The following is a 23010-nucleotide window of genomic DNA, read 5'->3' as shown; positions in this document are numbered from 1 at the left end:
CAACACGTTTTTCTAAACGCTCGCCTTACTTTGTGCCGTAAACGACAGTTATTACCCTCAATGCCAACTGTGTGTTGCTTACCAACTAGATGCCATTCTTCATTTGAAAAGACATTTAAAAATGCAGCCCAGTCATCGGTCGCCATTCTGTCATAGGTTACACGCAACTCTTTCAAACGCCGTTTGAGTGCTCGCGCTGTTGCTAAATCGCGTTTACCCCAAACGTAAGCGACAATTTCGCCACTTTCTCTGTGATAGGCATAGACTAGCCACACTTTATTAGACTTGTTACCGACAAATGTCCAAAACTCGTCTATTTCAAGTGTAGGGTAATGTTTTTGTTTAGGAAATGGCTCAAACTCATGGCGTTTTAAAGCAGCCTGAACTTTGTCTTTGCTGTAACCCGTAATTGCTGCAATATCGCGAATACCACAACCTCTAACGGTCATTCTCCAAACCTGCTCATCAGCTTTGGAATGACAACCCTTATAGGTAAGGTTATGGTCGCCAATAAAATTACGACAAAAATCTTTGCAAAAATATTTTTGTTTACGATTGCAAGAGTAGCCATTTTTCTTTATATTTTGTCCTTGGCAGCGAGGACAAGTTAGAGTTATTTCTGTTTTCACACACTCAAATATACTCTGTTTTTGCTGCTTTTTTATTGCTTATTTTTTTACAGCACACTTTTCTTTCAGGACACCACCCATAATTTGGTGGTGTCCTGAAAAAGGTGCTATAAAAAAAGGGGCTGTATTAGATTAGCAGTTATGTTACCCTTTAAAAATGAAGATAACACACTGTAAACTATCTAAAAAAGTACAAAAGAAATTACTTGAATTTTTTGTACTTGAAGTAACCGCTCGTTCTGCTGCTGTTATTGGATATTAACCCCAATTCAGCAGCACTGTTTTACCGTAAAATCCGCCAAGTCATTGCCTACCATTTAGAACTTCAAGCCGATGAAATTTTTGATGGTTCAGTTGAGCTTGATGAGAGTGTGTTGGCGGACAGCGAAAAGGCAAACGCGGTCGCGGAGCAGCTGGTAAGGTAGCGGTATTTGGTATTTTGAAACGTCGAGGCAAGGTTTACACAGTTATCGTTGAAAACACCAAACAAGATACATTACTACCTGTTATTAAACGAATGTATGCCTGATAGCATTGTTTATACCGACTGTTACAAAAGCTATGATGTGCTAGATGTGAGCGAATTTACGCATCACAGAATCAATCATTCAGAGCTATTTGCTGACCATCAAAACCATATCAATGGTATTGAAAATTTTTGGAATCAGGCAAAGCGCGTTCTACGAAAATATAATGGAATTGACCGAAAATCTTTCCCTTTATTCTTGAAAGAATGCGAATTTCATTTTAACTTTGGTACACCAAAAGAGCAGCTTAAAATCTTGCGAATTTGGTGTGGTATTTAGGGCTAATCTAATACAGCCCCAAGGAAAAAATCATGGAAAAAATCACTGCAAGCGTTTATACCTCACACATTCCAGCCGTTGGCGTGGCATGGGATTTGAAAAAAACCGCCGAACCTTACTGGCAGCCTGTATTCGCAGGTTACGACTATTTATAAAGAGTGGCAAAAAGAAAACCTGCCCGATGTGATTATTTGGGTGTACAACGACCACACCAACAATTTCGATTTTGACTTAATCCCGACCTTTGCTTTGGGCATGAACCACGAATTTCAGCCAAGCGATGAAGGCTGAGGTCGCCGTCCAATTCCTAATGTACCAGGCGACCAAAAATTCGCTTCGCACTTGGCGCATTCTGTGATTGAATAAGGTTTTGACTTGACTTTGTGCTACGAAATGGAAGTGGATCACGGTTTGTCTGTGCCATTGTCAGTAATGTTTGGCGATGTAGAAAAATGGCCGGTTAAAGTGATTCCATTGCATGTAAACGTGGTGCAATATCCTGTGCCAAGCGGTCAGCGTTGTTATGATTTGGGGCGCGCCATTCGCAAAGCGGTGGAATCTATGGACGAAGATTTGAACGTGCATATTTGGGGCACAGGCGGCATAAGCCACCAGTTGCAAGGCTCACGCGCAGGTTTAATCAACAAAGAATGGGACAATCAATTCTTGAACGATTTAATCGCCAATCCAAAAAAGTTGGTAAAAAAACCGCATGTGGAATATGTGCGCGAAGCAGGCTCGGAAGACATTGAATTGGTGATGTGGCTGATTGCGCGCACCGCGATGTGCGAAGAAGGCGAAGAGCCGATTGTGAAACATCCGTTGGCAACACCGTAGCATTGCGATTTCATTTCACTATTTGAAGTGCAGGCTGCTTTTTATCGCGCTATACTTGCACCGTTTTGATTACTAGGACGTATTATGTTATCGCTATCATCACACAAAATCGCGATACCCCTGCTCGCGCTGATTGGCTTGGGCGGCACAAGTGCATCGCTGTTCGCGCAATATGTGCTGGACATGAATCCATGCGTCATGTGCATTCAACAGCGCATGGCATTGGCTGGAATTTTCATCGTATCGCTGCTGTGCTGGTGTTTGCCGCAACGCAAAAAATGGGCAAGAACCGTATCATCGCTGCTGGTTGCCGCGCCTGCCACCTTTGGTTTATACATCGCCAGCCAACAAATTTATTTGCAATCGTTGCCGCTTATGGAACAACCATCTTGCGGCGCACCATGGACATTCCGACTCAAACACGCACCTTTGTTTGACTGGTACGAATGGTTTATCCGTGGCACAGGTGTGTGCGGCGAAGTGTATCAAGTGTTGGGCGTATCGTTGCCTGTTTGGGGCGCGTTGTTTTTCTTGGCGACTTTGATTTTGATTGTGGAACGCTGGTGGCACACTCGCCACGTTCATTAAGGGGATAGATTGATGCAAAACACCGTAAACGTAGATGAAAACGAAATCCAAAAATTCAGCCAACTTGCCGACAAATGGTGGGACAAAACAGGCGAATTCAAACCGCTGCACGACATCAACCCGCTTCGTTTGGACTACATTGACCAATTTGCCCAGCTATCAGGCAAAACCGTGCTAGACGTAGGCTGCGGCGGCGGCATTTTGTCCGAAAGCATGGCGCAACGCGGCGCACAAAGCGTGTTGGGCATCGACATGGCAGAACTGTCGCTGCAAACCGCCAGCGCACACGCCATCGCCAACCAAGTCAGCAACGTGCAATACCGCTGCATTAGCGTGGAAGACTTGGCAGCCGAAATGCCGCACACGTTTGATGTGGTTAGCTGCATGGAAATGCTGGAACACGTCCCCGACCCAGAATCCATTATCCGCGCCTGCGCCAAGCTGGTTAAGCCAAACGGCTGGGTATTTTTTTCCACTATTAACCGCAATCCCACATCGTATATTCACGCGATTTTGGGTGCGGAATATTTACTCAACCTCGTTCCCAAAGGCACGCACGACTGGCAAAAATTCATCACACCAGCCGAATTGGCACGCATGGCACGACACAGCGGCTTGGACATTTGCACCACGCAAGGTATGAGCTACAACGTGCTAACCAAACGCTATTTTTTGGGCGACAACGTAGATGTGAACTATATGATTGCTTGCCGACCTGTGAGCGCGTAAATTTATCAATCCAATAAAAAGCAGCCTGCACTTTTTGTTTACTCAAAGTGCAGGCTGCTTTTTATATAGCGCGATTTACTTCATCTGCGCAAACACCGTTTTCGCCACATCAATCGTTTCATCAATCAATTCAGCCATGTGCGCCGCCGACACAAATCCTGCTTCATACGCCGATGGTCCAAACGCCACGCCTTTATCCAACATTCCGTGGAAAAATTGTTTGAATCCGTCCACGTTAGACGCTGCCATGTCCGCATACGTTTTTGGGAATTGGTTGGCGAAATACAAGCCGAACATACCGCCCACGCTGTCTGCGCTAAACGTAACACCTGCATTTTGCGCAGCTTGGGTTAAACCTTGCGCTAATTGCGCGGTGCGAGCGGACAAATCTTCATAGAAATTCGGGCGTTGGATAATTTCCAGCGTTTTCAAACCTGCGGCAACGGCAACAGGATTGCCCGACAATGTGCCTGCCTGATACACGCCGCCCAATGGCGAAATGCAATCCATAATTTCTTTTTTGCCGCCAACTGCTGCGACTGGCATACCGCCGCCAATCACTTTGCCCATAGTCGTCAAATCGGGCGTGATGCCGTGCAAGGATTGTGCGCCGCCCAACGCTACGCGAAATCCCGTCATCACCTCATCGTAAATCAACACGCTGCCGTGCTGTTCGGTTAATTGGCGCAAGGCTTGGACAAATTCAGGCGTGGCGCGAACCAAATTCATATTGCCTGCAATCGGTTCTAAAATCACGCCTGCGATTTGGTCGGAAAATTCACTAAATGCTTGATTTAATGCTGCTACATCGTTGTATGGCAACACGATGGTGTGTTGCGTTAAATCGCTTGGTACGCCAGCCGAACTCGGATTGCCAAACGTGAGCAAACCCGAACCTGCTTTCACAAGCAAACTGTCTGAATGCCCATGATAGCAGCCTTCAAATTTGACAATTTTGTCGCGCCCCGTGTAGCCACGTGCCAAACGAATGGCGGTCATGGTTGCCTCCGTGCCTGACGATACCAAACGCAAACGCGCCACGCTTGGCACGATTTTGGCGATTTCTTCGGCGATGATGATTTCGGCTTCGGTTGGTGCGCCAAACGACAATCCGCCCAAAGCGGCTTCGCGGACGGCTTCTACGACTTCGGGGTGCGCGTGTCCAACAATGCCTGTTCCCCACGAGCCAACGTAGTCGGTGTATTGTGTGCCGTTTTCGTCCCAAACGAATGCGCCTTGTGCGCGTTTGATAAAACGTGGTGTGCCGCCCACGCTGCCAAAGGCACGGACTGGGGAATTGACACCAGCAGGGATAATTTGCTTGGCGCGTTCAAATAATTGTTCGTTACGGTTCATGATTTTGCTTTCGTGAATGGAAGAAAATGAAATTATAGCGGAAAAGATTGTGCTGTTTTGATTGCCCTATCTATTTAGATAAAAAAGCAGCCTGCACTTTCCATCAAATAAAAGTGCAGGCTGCTTTTTGATATGTTTACCGATTAATTGCAATATTTAGCAATATCAGCGTTATAGCGCGGAATCAACTGGTCTTTGTTACGCGCATTGGTTTTTTCTACCGTTTCCAAGTTCAAACGTGCAGCACGGCAGTTTTCGGCTTTGGTTTCGGCAACCATTTTAGCGTTGGCATCTTCGATTTGTTTGTTTTGATTGGCAACGCGCTGTGCAATCACGGCTTGTTGGTCAGCCAAAGACAAGTTTTCAATAGACGGTTCGCGTGGTGCAGGTGGCGTTACCGTGCCTGTGCGAATGTTCACCACGTTAGATTGACCCATTTTCATGTTGGCTGGGGTGTCAGAATACACGGTTGAGCTGCCGCTTTTCCAGCTAAACACTTCGGTGTCAGCCGCGCCAGCTGTTGCCGCCAATACAGATAACAAAGTCGCTGCGATTACTGATTTCATCATTTTTGGGATTCCTTATTGTTTTGTTGAATAAACAGATAGGCAAATTGTACTGTTTTCTCTTTGTTCTGTCATGAAAAAACACGGTGCAGGCTGCTTTAATCAGACAAATATGCTACAATGCCGTGCATTTTAACCAACCGACACAAAGGTCTGCAAAATGCGTATCGTAGAAAAAGCCTATACATTTGACGATGTTTTACTCGTTCCTGCTCACTCACAAGTTCTGCCACGCGATGTCTCGCTGAAAACACCATTAACCAAAAAAATCACGTTGAATTTGCCGCTGTTGTCTGCCGCGATGGACACAGTAACCGAAGCACGTCTTGCCATTTCTATGGCGCAAGAAGGCGGCATCGGCATCATTCACAAAAATATGACGATTGAACAGCAAGCCCTTGCCGTGCGTAAAGTTAAACGCCACGAAAGCGGCGTAGTCAAAGACCCGATTACCGTGTCGCCCAATAAATTGATTGGCGAATTGCTGCAAGAACGCTCGCAACGCAAACGCAAAATGTCGGGTTTGCCTGTGGTGGAAAATGGCAAAGTGATTGGCATTGTGACCAACCGCGATTTGCGTTTTGAAACACGTTTGGATTTGCCTGTGTCGGCGATTATGACTCCGCGCGAAAAATTGGTATCTGTGTCAGTCGGAACAAGCATTGAAGAAGCGCGTGAATTAATGCACCAACACAAAATTGAACGCGTTTTGGTGTTAAACGAAAAAGATGAATTAAAAGGTTTGATTACCGTTAAAGACATCATCAAAAACACCGAATTCCCCAATGCGAACAAAGACGATGAAGGTCGTTTGCGCGTGGGTGCGGCAGTTGGCACGGGCGGCGAAACCGAAGAGCGCGTAAAAGCGTTGGTGGCGGCTGGCGTGGACGTATTGGTGGTGGACACGGCACACGGACACAGTCAAGGTGTGATTGACCGCGTGCGTTGGGTTAAAACAAACTTCCCAGATGTGCAAGTGATTGGCGGCAATATCGCCACCGCAGCAGCAGCGCGTGATTTGGTGGCGGCTGGCGCGGACGCGGTTAAAGTCGGCATTGGGCCTGGCTCAATCTGTACAACGCGCATTGTGGCTGGCGTGGGCGTTCCGCAATTAACCGCCATTCACAATGTATCGGAAGCCTTGAAAGGCACAGGCGTTTCTGTGATTGCGGACGGCGGTATTCGTTTTTCGGGCGACATTGCCAAAGCATTGGCGGCTGGCGCGGATTGCGTGATGTTGGGCGGTATGTTCGCTGGCACAGACGAAGCACCCGGAGAAATTGAATTGTATCAAGGGCGTGCGTATAAATCGTATCGCGGCATGGGTTCGTTGGGCGCGATGAGTCAAGGTTCTAGCGACCGTTATTTCCAAGACAAAACCGAAAGCACCGATAAATACGTTCCCGAAGGCATTGAAGGACGTGTGCCACACAAAGGCCCAATCATCAACATTATTCATCAGTTGGTGGGCGGTTTGCGTTCTAGCATGGGTTACTTGGGTTGCGCGACCATTGCCGAAATGCACGAGAAAGCGGAATTTGTGGAAATCACGTCTGCTGGTATGAGCGAATCGCATGTTCACGATGTACAAATCACGAAAGAAGCGCCGAATTATCATGTGCGTTGATTGAAGCAATAAATAAAAGCAGCCTGCACTTTTTATCTTTACAAAATCATGGTTATAATATAACATCTTTAACCGTTGTTTCGTTGCTTTTCTACATGGGAGACTTAATCATGAAAAAAATCATTGCTGCTGCATTACTGTGTGCCGCCAGTTTATCGGCGCACGCGCACCGAGTTTGGGTGTCTGCCGACCACACGCATGGCGGAGAAATCTTAAAAGCCGAGCTGGGCTATGGCGAATTTCCAGAATTTGAGCCGATTGCGGAGTCGCGTTTGGACATTTTTAAGCCGTTGATTTTGGTTACAGAATCGGGCAAACAACCGCTGCTGCAAAAAGGTTTGCACAATTATCAATACCAAAGCGCAAAACCTGTGCCAGACGGCAGCTATTTGGTGGTGGGCGAATACAAGCCGACTTTTTGGAGCAAAAACGCGGCTGGTTGGAAGCGCGAAAATATGCAGCAAATGAAAGATGCGAGCTATTGCGAACAAACGCGCATGTATGGCAAACACATCGCTAATGTGGGTCATGAAAGTGCCAGCACCGCGATTATTTCGCGCCCGTTGGGGCATTTGCTGGAAATTGTACCATTGGACAATCCTGCCAATGTTCATGTGGGCGAACCGTTTAAAGTCAAAGTGTTATACAAAGGCGAGCCGTTGCCCAATGTTACCCTAACCGCGACTTTTGACGGCTTTGACACCAGCGACCGCAGTCATTCGCACAAAGTGGAAGCGCAGGCGTTTTCGGACACGACTGGCGATGACGGCACAGTTAGCATTATTCCGTTGCGCCAAGGTTTTTGGAAAGCGAATGTGGAATACAAAACCGATTTTGCCGATGCGTCTGTTTGCCAAAAAGAAGCGACATACAGTACGCTGACATTCCAAATTGGTCATACGCACCATTAAAAACAGTTTTATAGGGGAGAGAGGCGATTTAAATCGCTCATAAAAAATGCAGGCTGCTTTTTCAATATCACAAAGCAGCCTGCACTTATTTTTGTGTGTTTAATGCGCATCGTCCCAATTCGCGCCCACGCCAACTTCTGCCAGCAATGGCACGTTCAACACGCCCACGCCAACTTGCGCCATCAGTTCGGGCAATTTTTCACGTATCAACGCCAGTTCGCTGTCGTGGACTTCCAACACCAATTCATCGTGTACTTGCATGACCAATCGGCTGTGCAGGCTGCTTTGGCGCAAAAAGTCTTGTACGCTTATCATGGCGCGTTTGATTAAATCGCTGGCTGTACCTTGCATCGGTGCGTTAATCGCGGCACGTTCTGCGCCTGCGCGAGTCATCGCATTTTTGGCGTGAATGTCGGGCAAATACAAGCGTCTGCCAAACAAAGTCTCCACATAGCCGAGCTGTTGCGCCTGTTCTTTGGTGCGCTGCATATAATCCGCCACGCCCGTGTATCGCGCAAAATAGCGTTGAATAAACATTTTTGCCGACATCGCGTCAATGCCTAACGATTTTGCCAAACCGTATTCGCTCATGCCATAAATCAAACCAAAGTTAATGGTTTTGGCATAGCGGCGTTGTTCGGACGTGATATGTTCTGGCGCCATGCCAAACACTTCGGCGGCGGTGCGGCGGTGTACGTCTTCGTTGTTGTGAAAGGCAGCCTGCAACGTGGTATCGCCCGACAAATGCGCCATAATCCGCAGTTCAATTTGCGAATAGTCTGCCGACACAATCACGCAATTTTGTGGCGCGGTAAACGCTCGGCGCACGCGGCGACCTTGCTCGGTGCGAATCGGAATGTTTTGCAAATTGGGATTATTGCTCGCCAAACGCCCTGTAATCGCAACGGCTTGGGCATAATTGGTATGCACGCGCCCTGTTTGCGGCAAAATCATCTCGGCCAATTTATCGGTGTAGGTGGATTTGAGTTTGCTCAAACTGCGCGTTTGCAAAATAATTTTGGGCAAAGGGTAATCGTCTGCCAGCTTTTCCAACACGCTTTCATCGGTCGATAAACCGCCTTTTGCCGTTTTTTTCACGCCTTTGGTGGGAATGCCCAATTTATCAAACAAAATTTCTTGCAACTGTTTGGGCGAGTTCAAATTAAATGGCTGCCCTGCCAATTCATACGCCTGCTGCTCCAACTGCAACAATTCCGCGCCCAAAGTCGCGCTTTGTTGCGCCAATTCTGCGCGGTCAATTTGCACACCAGCGCGTTCCATTTCAAACAACACTTGCGCCACAGGCAATTCCATTTGTTGATACAACGCCAACTGCGCCGCGTCCATTTGCGTGCGTAAATGCTGCTCAATGCGTAGGGCAAAATCCGCGTCTTGACAAGCGTATTGCGTGGCAGCCTGCACATCAACATCGGCAAACGAAATCTCTTTTGCGCCTTTACCACACAGGCTTTCGTAAGAAATCGTTTCCAAGCCCAGCCAACGCGCCGCCAAATCGTCCAAATTGTGCGTCAAATGGCTTTCCACAATATACGATGCCAACATCGCATCGCCCACAATACCTTTTAAATCAATGTCCTGATTTTTGAAAATGTGTTGGTCATATTTCAGATTTTGCCCAATTTTGCCCAGCGATTCGCTTTCCAAAAACGGTTGCAGGCTGCTTTTAACCGTTGCCCAATCCAGCTGCGCGTCTGCAAAACGGTGCGCCACAGGAATGTAAAACGCTTCGCCAGCCGCCAACGCCACGCTGATGCCAACCAACTGCGCTTGCATCGGTTCGCGCGATGTCGTTTCCGTATCCAAGCCAATGGGCGAACCGTTTTGCATACAAACGTGCAATCGCGCCACCAAATCCGCCAACTGTTCCGCAGTCGTAACCGATTGATAATTGAACTGTTCAGGTTTGGGCGCGAACGTGATTTCGGGTGCAGGCTGCTTGGGTGGCTCGCTTTCCAGCTGCGCGAACAAATCGCCCGTTTCGCCTGTGGATAACTGCGCTTCAGCTTCTTTTAACCACGTTTTAAAGCCCAATTCACGAAAACGCGGTGCAAGCTGCGCCCAATTTGGTGCCTGACGTTGTAAATCGTCCAAACCACGCGGCAAGTCTGTGGATAAGTCCACATCGGTTTTAATCGTAACCAATTCATACGACAACGGCAGCTGCACCAACGCCGCGCGTAGGTTTTCGCCAATTTTTCCTTTAAATTCATCAGCACGGCGCATGATTTCGTCCAGCGAACCGTATTCCGCCAACCATTTGGCTGCGGTTTTTTCGCCGCATTTTTCCACCCCTGGTACGTTGTCCACCTTGTCGCCCATCAACGCCAAAAAATCGCGGATTTGTTCGGGCTTCACGCCAAATTTCGCCACCACGCCATCGTGGTCAAGCATCTCGTTTTTCATGGTATTGACCAGCGTGATGCGCGGGCTAACCAGCTGCGCCATGTCCTTGTCGCCTGTGGATATAATCACGTTCATGTCTTGCGCAGCGGCGGCAATCGCCAATGTGCCAATCACGTCATCAGCTTCTACACCGCTGATTTTCAACACTTTCCAGCCCATTAAATCCACCAAATCGGGCAACATATCGGCTTGCGGACGCAATTCGTCTGGCATGGGCGGTCGCGTGGCTTTGTAGTCTTCATACAAAGCGTGGCGGAAATTTTTGCCTTTTGCGTCAAACACCACGGCGCAATAATCCGCAGACTGCTCCGCGCGTAGGCGTTTGAGCATATTCAGCACGCCATACACTGCATTGGTTGGCGTGCCATCGGGCGCGGACAGGTGCGTCATCGCATAAAACGCGCGATACAAATAAGACGAGCCGTCCACCAATAGCAAAGTTTTTTGAGTCATGTTTAGTTTCTGTTGATTGAATTAGGCGCGATTATACGCAAAAAGCAGCCTGCACATTGGTAAACAAAATGTGCAGGCTGCTTTTTAATAGTTTGCGCGATTATTTAAACAACGCAGCAAATTGCGCTTTCAAATCCGCTTCGGTGCGCGTCAAGTGAGCGCGAACATCGGTAAATTCCAAGTTTTCCACCGCTTTTTCTGCTGCGGCTTGGTTTGCGCCCAAGCTAACTAATTTGGCTGCCAAGCTCCCCATCAGCATAATTTCCAACGCGCTTTGACCTTCTTTTGAGTTCATGATTTTATCCTTTGAAAACAATAAAGGGCGTTATTATAGCAGCAATTTTTGCAGGCTGCTTTGCCATAAAACAAAGCAGCCTGCACTTTTAAAATTTCAAAGCACAGGCTGCTTTTTGCTGCAATAACCTTTGCAAAGGTGTCACGCTACGCAAAATAGTAATGAAAACCAAAATATCCCTTACTGTAAAATCAAAAAATCCATCACATTTTTAAATCTGCTCATATCATTTTATTTAATATTGAGAATTATTTGTAAAGAATTGTTATTTTTTTGCAACATATTAAACTAATCAATTAAATAAATTTTTCAAATAGTTACGATTTGTTTCCAATAACCCTATTTTTTGAAATGTCAATTTATTTATTCAAATTCAAAACAAAAGCCTATAATTTTTAAACCAGTTTAATACAGTCAATGCTCTAAATACACTGTTTATATACCAAGCATAGCCATCTTGTTCTGATACTCTAATTAACCCATCTTTAACTTCTTTTGAAAACGAGGATTTTTTATGTTATTTCGCAAATCTCTTTTAATTGCTTCTGTGACTGCTTTATTTACTTTGGCTGCCTGTGGTGGCTCTGACAACAACAGCACTGCTAATGGCAATTCACCTACGCCAGCAACTGAGGCTCCTGCGCCATCATCAAACAATCCTGCATCGTCTAGCTTGCCTGAAAATGTCCCCACTGTAACCATTTTAACCAGTACTTCTTTTGCGCCGTTTGCTTATTTAGATGTCAATGTAAAAGAAGTGGATAATATGCGCGGCTTTGACGTAGATGTGATTAAATCGGCTTTGGCAACACAAGGCATCAAAGCCAAAATTGAGCCTACTCTTTGGAAAAACACCAATGAAGTTTTAGAAAACCTAAACACCAAAAAGGCCGACATTATCTTGGGTGCAGTGGCCGCAACCGAAGCACGCAAAGCAAAATTTGCGGCAAGTGATATTTATGTGGAAGCGCCAAATGCGATTTTGGTGCTAGAAAATTCGCCTATTCAAACATTGGCAGATTTGAAAGATAAAAAAATTGTTGTACAAGACACTTCAACCGCACTTGATGACTTGGAAAAAGCAGGTTTGACAGAAGCTGTTGCTAGCAAAAAACCAGGGTTTGAAGCGTTGTCTTTGGTAGCTCGTAAGGAAATGGACGCGATTGCAGGCGATGAATTGGCTTTGCGTAACATTAGCAAAAGCTTCCCTGCTGAATCTAAAATGCGTGTAATTAAACTGCCTGAATCGTTTGGCTCGGTAGCATTCTTTGTGAGCAAAGACAATCCTGATTTGCTGAAAAAAATCAATGCTGGTTTGGCTACTATCAAACAAAATGGTACTTACGATAAAATTTACAGAGAATGGTTTAACTAATCCCAGTTAGCGTGTAGTTATAAAACCAAAAGCAGCCTGCACTTTTGAAATTTCAAAGTGCAGGCTGCTTTTTTATGCTCAATCGCGGTTATTTAGCCAATGGCTGCCATTTCCATTCCGCCACTTCGGGAATGTCTGTGCCGTGTTCGCGGATATAGCTGCGGTGGAATGCCACAGTTTCGCCCATTTTTTTCGCAAATTCGCTTGCTTTGTCGCCATAAACGGCTTGCGCTGCGTCTTTGGCAACGTGGAATCGGTCCATTTCCGACAACACGCGCATATCAAATGGCGTGGTAATGTCGCCATTTTCGCGATAACCGTGAATGCGTACATTGTGGTTGGCGCGTGGGAAGAACAAATCGCGAATCATGCCCTCGTAGCCGTGGAAGCAGAACACAACGGGTTTTTCTTGGGTAAACAATGCGTCAAATTGTTCATCGCTCAAACCGCGTGGGTCGATACTTGGGTGGCGCAATTTCAGAATATCTACCACGTTGATGAAACGGATTTTCAATTCTGGGAATTGTTTGTGCAAAATGCTAATCGCGGCCAAGGCTTCCATGTTTGGCTCTGTACCTGCTGCGGCGATGACTACATCTGGTTCACCATCGTGGCAAGTTGATGCCCAATCAATCACTTTGTAACCTTCGCGTACCAATTCTTTCGCTTCTTCAGCATTGAAGAATTGTGGGCGCAAGTGTTTGGACGACACAATCAGGTTAATGCGATCGCGTGAAGTCAAGGCTTCGCTCATTACTGCCATTAAAGTATTGCTATCGGCTGGCAAATATTCGCGCACAAATTCGGGTTTTTTCTCTGCCAAATGGGTCAGCAAGCCTGGGTCTTGGTGCGTATAACCATTGTGGTCTTGTTGGAACACAGTTGATGTAGCAATCAAGTTCAATGATGGGTAATCATTGCGCCAAGCGGCATGGGTTTTGCATTTACGCAACCATTTGAAATGCTGCGTAATCATGGAATCCACCACGCGGAAGAACGATTCGTAGCTGGCGAAGAAACCATGGCGACCTGTCAAAACATAGCCTTCCAAAAAGCCTTCTGCTTGGTGTTCGGACAGTTGCGAGTCAATCACGCGACCTACTGGCGCAATCCATTCGTCATACGCTTCATCGCGGCGACCCAACCATTGACGCTTGGTTACTTGGAACACTTGATTTAAGCGGTTGGATTTGGTTTCGTCTGGGCCAAAAATACGGAAATTGTTGGGGTTTGCCGTTACCACATCTGCCATTAAGCGACCGCATTCCACCATGTCTTGCGCGTCTTGGCTACCAGGTACACCAATTTCCAGCGCGTGTTGCGTCCAATCGGGCATAACCAAGGCTTTGGGGTTAATACCGCCATTGGTAATTGGGTGAACCGACATACGTTTTGCGCCTTTGGGCGAAATATCGCGCCATTTGTCCAAGAAGCAGCCATTGTCATCAAACAATTCTTCTGGACGATAGCTACGCAGCCATTTTTCCAATTCGCCAGCCGTTTCCATATCGTGCGAGCTGGCTGGAATCGGCACTTGGTGTGCGCGAAAACCGCCTTCAATCGGTTCGCCATGCCATGTTTTGGGGCCAGTCCAGCCTTTTGGAATACGCGCCACCAACACAGGCCAATGCGGCATGGTTGCATCTTCCGCTTTTTGTGTACGCGCAGTCTGCCAAATAGACAAAATGTGTTCTACCGCTTCATCTACCTTTTGCGACATAATTTCGTGGTAGTTATCCACATTGTTCACATCAACAAAAATCGGCTCCCAGCCCATGCCATTGAAATATTGCTTCAACTCTTCGTCTGTTTTACGCGCCAAAATGGTTGGATTGTGAATTTTGCCACCGTTCAAGTACAAAATCGGCAAAACTGCACCATCGTTTACAGGGTTGATAAACGTGTTACCAAACCAGCCTGCACACAACGGGCCTGTTTCCGCTTCGCCATCGCCAATCACGGCAGCCGCAATCACGTTTGGATTATCCAACACCGCGCCAAATGCGTGCGACAAGGCATAACCCAATTCGCCACCCTCGTGGATTGAGCCTGGGGTTTCAGGCGCAGCGTGAGACGCAATGCCACCTGGAAACGAGAAAATCTTGCACAATTTTTTCAAACCAGCAGTGTCTTGCGTGATGTCTGGATAGATTTCGGTGTAGCTGCCGTCCAAATACGAATTAGACACCATGACTTGGCCGCCATGCCCTGGTCCTTCAATGTAGAACATATCCACATCGTATTTATTGATGGCGCGATTCAAATGCGCGTAGATAAAGTTTTGACCTGGAACAGTGCCCCAATGTCCGATTGGGTGCGCTTTCACATCGTTCGCCACCAACGGCGTTTTGAGCAATGGATTGTCTTTCAAATACATTTGCGCTACGGAAATATAGTTGGCAGCACGCCACCAAGCATCTACTTTGCCCAAATATTCGGGCGTATCAAATTGCGTTTTGTTTGTCATTACGAACGCTCTACTTTCTTTTCTGTTGTGGTTAATTTAAGTCTCTATCATATGCCTTTTAGGGAGAAATGTTTAGATGTAAATTAGAATGTTGATTATAAAAAAAGCAGCCTGCACTTTTGGTTGATTCAAAATGCAGGCTGCTTTTTATTCATCATGCTGATTTTGTTGCTGCTGCATGATTTGGGCTTGCTGTTGCAAAAGTTTACGCTCTTCGGCGATAACAAACCATGCAACAGAAATGGCTACCATCAAAATAAACGGCATCATAAACCATAAAGGAGCCGTTGGATCGTTGATGTATAAAAGAAACACCAAACCAACACACGTTGCCATAAACGTAACAATCGCCCTTTTGACAATATTGCGCATTTTCTGTTGCATTTTGATTTCGGTAAAATCATCAGGATTGAGCAACTCCTCTTCAATATTTTTGGGGTAATACAGATTAAAAAATGCGCCATAAACCATGATGAATACCACCGCTGGAACACGTGGTTGCCAACCTAATAATTGTATGCTTTTCAATATATAAAAAACAGTATCCAATAAAACGGCAAAAAAAGTTAGCCTCGATGCCAATTTGCCTAGCCTTGCATAAAAAGCGTTAATAAGCTGCTGTTGCCGCTCGTCCAAGCCTTGCTCTTCTTTGCCAATGAGCCAGTTGAAAATTTTATTCAGTAATTTATTCATGTTCATTTCCTTGCCAAAATAGGCTGTTTAAGTCGGTATCAAGCGCGTGTGCTAATTTAATGCACAACAAAAGCGTGGGGTTGTAGCGATTATTTTCAATTAAATTAATGGTTTGTCTTGCAACTTCTACGCGCTGGGCGAGTTCTTGCTGCGACCAACCTTTAATTTGACGATACTGGCGAACTTGGTTTGCATTCATAAATATTGATATTTGTCGTGTATAGATGACATTTTAGAGTAATAAAAATCATTTTGTCAAATATAAATGACAAAATGGATTAAAAAAGCAGCCTGCACTTTTACGATTGAAAAGTGCAGGCTGCTTTTTTAATCATTCAATTACTTACCGTCCCAAGTACGCAACGCCTTGCTACGCGCATCTAATTTACCTTGTGGCGTTAAAGAGTAATAGCCTTTTGCCATGCCGCTTTCCCAGTCGCCATAGCTTGGATTGGGCAACACAATAAATTTTGTGCCAAACAACTGTTTGTTTTGGTCAACAAACTGACGGCGTTGGGCGTTGTCTTTGCGATAGGTTTCATCGCCAAAATCGTTCAAGTTGTCGCCCATAAATGCCACAATCGCGTAACCTTGGTCTTGCACTTGTTGGAAGCGCACACTCTTATTAGAGCGGTCAGTTTTGAGCAGCAACGATTGGTCATCAACGCCTGTAAAGCCCAAACGCTTCATGTTTTCCAAAGTCGCTGCTTGTTCTTCTTTTTCCAAGCGGTTAGACACATAGAACACTTTGCCGCCACGCGAATTAACGTAGTTATTGAATTCCACCGCGCCAGCCATTGCCGTGGTTTGACGCGCATTAACCCAGCGAGTCCAGTCGGCTTGTTTAAACGGAATATTGTTTTTGATGCGCCACGCCGCATAAGCCGAGTTGTCCAACATGGTTTCGTCCAAATCCACCACTACTGCTTTTTTCTGTCCATTTGGTGCGGCTGCATTGTCAAACACAATACGTGCAAAATTAAACGCTTGATAAGACAAGGCTTTAAATTCGCCTGACTCTTGCATCCAGTTCACAGCCAAACCTGCTTGCTGTTCCAACTGTGTATTGGGCGATGCACACGCCGCCAAACCCATGGCTGTTACAACCGATAAAATGATTTTTTTCATACGTTTTTCCTTTACAAAAAATGTTATAAGCTAACATTTATTATTTTAATCAAACAATCGTTAGCCTGCAAACAAAAAGCAGCCTGCACTTTTGCGATTGAAAAGTGCAGGCTGCTTTTACTATTTACTCTACGATTACCGCATCGGCGACAACATCATCAACCGTATCGCCGTCATCATCACTTTCGGCAACACGTTCAATGCTAACCAAAGTCGTGCCTTCGTCCAAATTGATGAGCTTCACGCCAGCCGCCGCACGTCCAGTCTCGCGGATTTGCTCCACTTTCGTGCGAATCAACACGCCGCCGCTCGTAATCAACATCAAATCATCGCTAGGCGACACCAACGCCGCGCCCACCAATTCGCCGTTACGTTCGCCAGTATCAATCGCGATAATCCCTTGACCGCCTTTGCCTTTGCGCGAGTAATCTTCAATCGGCGTGCGTTTGCCGTAGCCGTTTTGCGTAGCGGTCAAAACTTGCAAATCGCTACCCAATTCCGCCACCAACAAACTCACAATGCGACCATTTTCAGGCAGCTTCATACCACGCAAACCGCCCGAACCGCGACCACTTGGGCGAATACCTTTATTCGTCAGCAAATTAAATTCGCTAGAATTATCATCATCAGCTGAATTTTCATCATTCAGGCTGCCTGAAACGTCTTCGCTTTCATCATCGTTGCTCGTTGGATTGTAAAATTCATTAAAACGAATCGCCTTACCCAAATTGCTAAACAACATAATATCAGACGAACCCGACGTTTTCGCCACGCCCACCAAGCTGTCGCCGTCTCTCAACGCAATCGCCTTAATGCCTTTCACGCTCACATTTTTAAACGCAGACAGTTGAACTTTTTTAACCATGCCCAACGTCGTCGCGAAGAACACATATTCATCTTCAGGAAAATCACGAACAGGCAAAATCGCACTCACTTTTTCGTTTTCTTCCAACTGAATCACATTGTTAATCGGACGACCGCGCGAATTGCGCCCACCTTCAGGCAGCCTGTAAACCTTAATCCAATGGCATTTGCCCAAATTCGTGAAACACATTAAATAATCGTGCGTGTTCGCTACAAACAGCGTTTCAATAAAATCTTCATCTTTCGTAGCCGCCGCTTGTTTGCCGCGACCGCCGCGTTTTTGCGCTTGATAATCGCTGGTCGGCTGCGTTTTGATGTAGCCGCCGTGCGTCAGCGTAACCACCATTTCACGCGGCGGAATCAAATCTTCATCGGCAATATCGCCACCGCCCACCGCGTTGATTTCACTCTTGCGCTCATCGCCAAACTGCGTTTGCATCACCACCAATTCATCGTCAATAATTTGGCGCACACGTTCAGGTTTCGCCAAAATATCCAATAAATCCACGATAACCGCCATTAAATCCTTATATTCTTTAACAATTTCGTCTTGGTCTAAACCAGTCAAATTTCGCAAACTCATACGCAAAATCGCACGCGCTTGCTCATCGCTCAACCAATAACCGTCTGCTTGCAAACCGCGATTTTCAGGCAGCCATTCAGGACGCGCCATGCTCAAATCCAAATCCGAGCGCGACAACATTTCGCTCACCAAAGCCGATTGCCAAGCGCGACCGAGCAACGCTTCACGCGCCGTTTCCACGTCCGCCGACTGCTTAATCAGCGCAATCATCTCATCAATATTGGATAGGGCAACCGCTTTACCTTCTGCGATGTGTCCTTCTGCACGCGCTTTTTTCAAGCGAAACAGCGTTCTGCGCGTAACCACTTCACGGCGATGGCGTAAAAATTCGCTCAAAATCTGTTTCAAATTCAACAAACGAGGCTGACCGTCCACCAACGCCACCATATTGATGCCAAACGTGTCTTGCAACTGTGTGAGTTTATATAATTGATTTAAAATGACTTCTGCATTTTCATTACGTTTCAATTCAATCACAATGCGCGTGCCGTCTTTGTCCGACTCATCGCGTAATTCCGCAATGCCTTCAATCGCCTTGTCGCGCACCAAATCGCCAATTTTTTCAACGAGTTTGGATTTATTCACTTGATATGGAATTTCATCAACAATAATCGCTTCACGTTCGCCATTTTTGCCAATCGGTTCAATGTGCGTTTTGGAACGGATTACGACACGACCGCGCCCTGTGTGGTAGCCAGCACGAATGCCTGTCAAGCCGTAAATCGTTGCGCCAGTTGGGAAATCGGGGGCTTTGATGATGTCAATCAATTCGTTGATGTCGGTTTCAGGTTCGCGCAATAATTTCAGGCAGCCTGCAAGCGTGTCGCGCAAATTGTGTGGCGGAATGCTGGTTGCCATACCGACCGCAATCCCTTCCGAGCCGTTCACGAGCAGCGCAGGAAAACGTGTTGGCAAAACAAGCGGTTCGCGTTCGCTGCCGTCGTAGTTGTCGCCAAAATTAACGGTGTCTTCTTCAATGTCGGCGAGCATTTCGTGGGCGATTTTTTCCATGCGGATTTCGGTGTAACGCATTGCCGCCGCCGCGTCGCCATCTACCGAACCGAAGTTACCTTGACCGTCCACCAGCGTGTAGCGCATGGAAAATGGTTGTGCCATGCGCACGATGGTTTGGTAAACCGCGCTGTCGCCGTGTGGGTGGTATTTACCGATGACATCGCCGACCACGCGAGCGGATTTTTTGTACGCGCCGTTCCAGTTATTTTTCAATTCGTGCATGGCGTACAACACGCGGCGGTGGACGGGTTTCAAGCCGTCGCGCACATCGGGCAACGCACGTCCCACAATCACCGACATGGCGTAGTCCAAATAGGACTTTTTCATTTCGTCTTCTAGGCTAACGGCAATGGTTTCTTTGGCAAATTGTTGGTCGTTTGCGCTGCTCATTTTTTCGCATTCCAAAATAAATAAAAACACGCGATTTTAGCATAAATGAATGCTTTTCAGGCAGATAGCGTTTGTAGAAGTGCAGGCTGCTTGTGCTAAAATGCGCGGCAGCCTGCACTTTTTTACGAGAAAGATTTTATGTTAGACAATTTAACTAAACGATTTAGAAAAGTTTTCAAAGACATACACGGTCAAGCCAAATTAAACGAAGACAACATCAAAGAAGCCCTGCGCGAAGTACGCTTGGCTTTGCTGGAAGCCGATGTTGCCTTGCCGATTGTGAAAGACTTTGTCAAACAAGTCAAAGAACGCGCCTTGGGCAAGGAATTTGCCGACAACCTAACGCCAGAACAAGCCTTTTTTGGCATTGTGAACGAAGCCTTAATTGAATTAATGGGCAAGGAAAACAGCGCGTTGAACTTGGCAGCCAATCCGCCAGCCACCGTGTTGATGGCTGGTTTGCAAGGCGCAGGTAAAACCACCACAGTCGGCAAGTTGGCAAAATTGCTCAAAGACCAAAACAAGAAAAAGAAAATCTTGGTGGTGTCGGCAGACGTGTATCGCCCAGCCGCGATTGAACAGCTTAAATTGTTGGCGCAACAAGTTCAGGTGGACTTTTTTCCGTCTGATGTATCGCAAAATCCTGTGGAAATTGCCAAAGCCGCGCAAGATTTCGCCAAAAAGCAATTTTATGATGTGTTGATGGTGGACACGGCGGGTCGTTTGGCGATTGACGCAGAAATGATGAACGAAATCCAAGCGATTCATGCCACGATTAACCCTGTGGAAACGCTGTTTGTGGTGGACGCGATGCTCGGTCAAGACGCGGTAAACACGGCAAAAGCGTTTGACGAAGCCTTACCGCTGACAGGCGTGATTTTGACCAAAATGGATGGCGATTCGCGTGGCGGCGCGGCGTTGTCGGTGCGTCAAACCACTGGCAAACCGATTAAATTTATTGGTATTGGCGAAAAAATCAATGGTTTAGAGCCGTTCCACCCTGACCGCATTGCCAGCCGTATTTTGGGCATGGGCGATGTGATGACTTTGATTGAAGATGTGCAAAAAGGCATTGACGAAGACATCGCCAAAGAAATGGCACAAAAGCTAAATCGCGGCAAAGACTTTGATTTGAACGACTTTAAAGCGCAAATCCAACAAATGCGAAACATGGGCGGCTTTGAGAATTTGCTATCCAAAATGCCTGGGGAATTGGGCGAACTATCCAAACAAATCCCCGAAGGCACGGCAGAAAAAGCGATGGGTCATGTGGAAGCCATTATCAATTCGATGACACCGAAAGAGCGCGCCAACCCAGCGTTGCTCAAAGCCAGCCGCAAACGCCGTATTGCCGCTGGTGCTGGGGTCAGCATTCAAGATGTAAACAAAATGTTGAAGCAATTTGAACAGTCGCAACAAATGATGAAGATGTTTAGCGGCAAAAATATGCAAAAACTGATGCGTATGGCAAAGGGCATGAAAGGGTTGTTCCCAGGTATGCGCTAACACCAGCGATATATATAAAGTGCAGGCTGCTTTGCCCTTTTGTCCAAATCTTTGATTTGGGTATAAAAGGGTATGCCGTAGGCATGAATGCTTAATAAAAAGCAGCCTGCACTTTTTAGGAGCATAGAATATGAGTACACGCACCATTAATGTTCAACAATTTTTGAACGAAAACAAATTTTCGTCCTATCAATGGATGATTTTTGCCGTTTGTTTTTTAGTCGCTTTTTTTGACGGCATGGACACGGCCGCGACTGGCTACATCGCGCCCAGCTTGCTAGACGATTGGGGCTTGGAGAAAAAACAACTCGCCCCTGTGTTGAGCGCAGCGTTATTTGGTTTGGCGATTGGCGCGGTGTCGTTTGGCCCAGTTGCCGACAAAATCGGGCGCAAAGTGGTGCTGACGTTTTCGGTATTTTTGTTTTCGGCAATGTGTGTGGCATCGGCATACGCGCAAGATTTAACGCAATTGACCATTTTGCGTTTCATCACAGGTTTGGGTTTGGGCGCAGCCATGCCCAATGCGGTAACCCTGCTAACTGAATTTTGCCCTGCGCAAAAACGCGCCACGATTGTGAACACCATGTATTGCGGTTTCCCAATTGGTGCGGCGGCTGGCGGTTTTTTCGCATCGTGGTTGATTCCTGAATTTGGCTGGTGCACGGCTTTGTTTTGGTGTGGCGCGTTGCCTTTGATTTTGAGCGTGATTATGTTGTTTATCCTGCCGCGTTCGCCGTCTTATTTGGTGGTGAAAAAGCAGCCTGCGGAACAAATCCGCAAAATTTTGAAACGCATCAACCCTGCTGCCAATTTGGACAACGCAACTTTTGTGGTCAATGAGAAAAAAGGCGCGCAACAATCGAAAAACCCAATGGCAATGGTAATGGGTTCACACTTTCGCGCAGGTTCGATTTTGCTGTGGGCAAGCTATTTCTTGGGCCTAATTATTTTCTACGCGATGATTAACTGGATGCCTGTGATTTTCAAAGAAGCGCAAATGCCAGTCGATTTGGGACCAAAAATTTCGGGTTTGTTTGCCTTGGGCGGCTTGGGCGCGATTGCCAACGGCTATTTAATGGACAAGTTCAACGGCAATAAATTGATTGGGTTTATGTCGTTTATGACGGCGATTTCGGTCGCGTTTATTGGCTGGTCAATCGGTCAAGGTTTGAGCTTGTTGATTGCGGTGGTGCTGATTGCTGGCGTATTCCAAAACACGGCGCAATCGTCTTTGCCTGCACTGGCAGCGAAATTCTATCCAACCGAATGCCGTACAACGGGCGTATCGTGGATGCTGGGCATTGGACGTTTTGGCGCGATTGCTGGCACGTTTTTAACAGGTCAGTTGCTGGCTTGGAAACTGGATTTTGTAACGATTTTCATCATTTTGGCAATTCCGTCTTTGCTGATGACGGCTTGCTTGATGTTAAAACAAAAATGGTATGGCGATAGCTGATACCTATTCATAAAGCCAAGATAAAGCAGCCTGCTCTTTATGTAAGCAAAAACAAAAGTGCAGGCTGAAACCTTATATTGCCTGAAGTTCAAAGGGCAGAGAGCGAATCCAAGCGTGGGTATGGCGGCGCAATGCCATGCACGTACCCCATTCGCAGAAATACAAATCAATCTGTAATTAAAGCCCTTTGAATTGTACAAATGTTCAAATTCAAGGGGCTTTAAACATGAAACCAAGAATCTACAAAATCGTATATCGCGAAGATAAATCAATCTACATATTCCGCACACCGCGCACAGAGAAAGAATTTCAG

The 23010-nt window shown here is 46.5% G+C and carries 19 protein-coding genes and 1 pseudogene; 10 read left to right on the top strand and 10 right to left on the bottom strand.

The features are described 5' to 3' along the window. Positions 1 to 629, bottom strand: a 629-nt coding sequence (locus BQ5809_RS06525) for an IS1 family transposase (RefSeq protein WP_159429009.1), incomplete at its 3' end; no start/stop codon positions are given. Positions 630 to 786: 157 nt separating this feature from the next. On the opposite strand from BQ5809_RS06525, the pseudogene BQ5809_RS06520 reads away from it, so the two are divergent. The 5 genes and pseudogenes from BQ5809_RS06520 to ubiG all read left to right on the top strand — a co-directional run bounded on the left by BQ5809_RS06520 (position 787) and on the right by ubiG (position 3589). Next, positions 787 to 1435, top strand: a pseudogene (locus tag BQ5809_RS06520) (IS1595 family transposase). 32 nt (positions 1436 to 1467) lie between these two features. Then, entirely contained in the window at positions 1468 to 1590 is a 123-nt protein-coding gene (locus tag BQ5809_RS10985; protein WP_003788056.1) for a hypothetical protein, read from the top strand. Between the two features lie 220 nt (positions 1591 to 1810). Continuing rightward, complete coding sequence (locus BQ5809_RS10980) at positions 1811 to 2272, top strand: DODA-type extradiol aromatic ring-opening family dioxygenase (RefSeq protein ID WP_003788058.1); 462 nt, start codon at positions 1811 to 1813, stop codon at positions 2270 to 2272. Positions 2273 to 2356: 84 nt separating this feature from the next. Beyond that, positions 2357 to 2860: a disulfide bond formation protein B gene (locus BQ5809_RS06505; protein ID WP_003788060.1), complete on the top strand. Its 504-nt coding sequence runs from the start codon at positions 2357 to 2359 to the stop codon at positions 2858 to 2860. 12 nt (positions 2861 to 2872) lie between these two features. Beyond that, complete coding sequence (ubiG, locus tag BQ5809_RS06500; RefSeq protein ID WP_003788062.1) at positions 2873 to 3589, top strand: bifunctional 2-polyprenyl-6-hydroxyphenol methylase/3-demethylubiquinol 3-O-methyltransferase UbiG; 717 nt, start codon at positions 2873 to 2875, stop codon at positions 3587 to 3589. 75 nt (positions 3590 to 3664) lie between these two features. Here the strand turns inward: ubiG and hemL are convergent, their stop codons facing one another. Next, a complete protein-coding gene (hemL, locus tag BQ5809_RS06495; protein WP_003788064.1) occupies positions 3665 to 4945 on the bottom strand; it encodes a glutamate-1-semialdehyde 2,1-aminomutase in 1281 nt (426 codons plus the stop codon). A 143-nt stretch (positions 4946 to 5088) separates the two neighbouring features. Then, entirely contained in the window at positions 5089 to 5514 is a 426-nt protein-coding gene (locus BQ5809_RS06490) for a hypothetical protein (protein WP_003788067.1), read from the bottom strand. A gap of 157 nt (positions 5515 to 5671) precedes the next feature. On the opposite strand from BQ5809_RS06490, the gene guaB reads away from it, so the two are divergent. Both guaB and BQ5809_RS06480 read left to right on the top strand, forming a co-directional pair. After that, the gene (gene guaB / locus BQ5809_RS06485) at positions 5672 to 7138 is read left to right on the top strand and encodes an IMP dehydrogenase (protein WP_003788069.1); all 1467 of its coding nucleotides are present in this window, start codon (positions 5672 to 5674) and stop codon (positions 7136 to 7138) included. 110 nt (positions 7139 to 7248) lie between these two features. After that, positions 7249 to 8049: a DUF4198 domain-containing protein gene (locus BQ5809_RS06480; protein ID WP_032827812.1), complete on the top strand. Its 801-nt coding sequence runs from the start codon at positions 7249 to 7251 to the stop codon at positions 8047 to 8049. A 99-nt stretch (positions 8050 to 8148) separates the two neighbouring features. On the opposite strand, the gene polA is transcribed toward BQ5809_RS06480, so the two are convergent. After that, positions 8149 to 10926 carry a DNA polymerase I gene (polA, locus tag BQ5809_RS06475; RefSeq protein ID WP_003788073.1) on the bottom strand — a complete coding sequence of 926 codons (2778 nt, stop codon included), beginning with the start codon at positions 10924 to 10926 and terminating at the stop codon, positions 8149 to 8151. Positions 10927 to 11026: 100 nt separating this feature from the next. Beyond that, positions 11027 to 11221 (bottom strand): hypothetical protein, encoded by a 195-nt coding sequence (locus BQ5809_RS06470; RefSeq protein WP_003788074.1) that lies wholly within the window; start codon positions 11219 to 11221, stop codon positions 11027 to 11029. Between the two features lie 514 nt (positions 11222 to 11735). Between BQ5809_RS06470 and BQ5809_RS06465 the strand changes: the two genes are divergently transcribed. Further along, a complete protein-coding gene (locus tag BQ5809_RS06465) occupies positions 11736 to 12596 on the top strand; it encodes a substrate-binding periplasmic protein (RefSeq protein WP_003788078.1) in 861 nt (286 codons plus the stop codon). An 88-nt stretch (positions 12597 to 12684) separates the two neighbouring features. Here the strand turns inward: BQ5809_RS06465 and BQ5809_RS06460 are convergent, their stop codons facing one another. The 5 genes from BQ5809_RS06460 to gyrA form a co-directional block, all read right to left on the bottom strand. Continuing rightward, on the bottom strand, positions 12685 to 15063 hold the full coding sequence (locus tag BQ5809_RS06460; RefSeq protein WP_003788079.1) for a phosphoketolase family protein: 2379 nt from the start codon (positions 15061 to 15063) through the stop codon (positions 12685 to 12687). A gap of 147 nt (positions 15064 to 15210) precedes the next feature. After that, positions 15211 to 15756: a hypothetical protein gene (locus BQ5809_RS06455; RefSeq protein WP_032827813.1), complete on the bottom strand. Its 546-nt coding sequence runs from the start codon at positions 15754 to 15756 to the stop codon at positions 15211 to 15213. Further along, on the bottom strand, positions 15749 to 15955 hold the full coding sequence (locus tag BQ5809_RS06450) for a helix-turn-helix transcriptional regulator (RefSeq protein WP_003788083.1): 207 nt from the start codon (positions 15953 to 15955) through the stop codon (positions 15749 to 15751). The genes BQ5809_RS06455 and BQ5809_RS06450 overlap by 8 nt, the downstream gene beginning before the upstream one ends. A 140-nt stretch (positions 15956 to 16095) precedes the next feature. Beyond that, positions 16096 to 16884 carry a 5'-nucleotidase, lipoprotein e(P4) family gene (locus BQ5809_RS06445; RefSeq protein WP_003788085.1) on the bottom strand — a complete coding sequence of 263 codons (789 nt, stop codon included), beginning with the start codon at positions 16882 to 16884 and terminating at the stop codon, positions 16096 to 16098. 124 nt (positions 16885 to 17008) lie between these two features. Beyond that, a complete protein-coding gene (gene gyrA, locus BQ5809_RS06440; protein ID WP_032827821.1) occupies positions 17009 to 19735 on the bottom strand; it encodes a DNA gyrase subunit A in 2727 nt (908 codons plus the stop codon). A gap of 138 nt (positions 19736 to 19873) precedes the next feature. Between gyrA and ffh the strand changes: the two genes are divergently transcribed. Both ffh and BQ5809_RS06430 read left to right on the top strand, forming a co-directional pair. Beyond that, positions 19874 to 21241, top strand: coding sequence for a signal recognition particle protein (ffh, locus tag BQ5809_RS06435; protein ID WP_003788088.1), 1368 nt, complete (start codon positions 19874 to 19876; stop codon positions 21239 to 21241). Positions 21242 to 21371: 130 nt separating this feature from the next. Continuing rightward, positions 21372 to 22697 (top strand): MFS transporter, encoded by a 1326-nt coding sequence (locus tag BQ5809_RS06430; RefSeq protein ID WP_003788091.1) that lies wholly within the window; start codon positions 21372 to 21374, stop codon positions 22695 to 22697. Positions 22698 to 23010 lie beyond the last annotated feature (313 nt).

This window comes from Kingella kingae ATCC 23330, from assembly GCF_900111845.1.
Lineage (GTDB): Bacteria > Pseudomonadota > Gammaproteobacteria > Burkholderiales > Neisseriaceae > Kingella > Kingella kingae.
The sequence above is the reverse complement of the archived record's forward strand: the minus strand, read 5'-3'. Positions and strand labels throughout refer to the sequence as shown.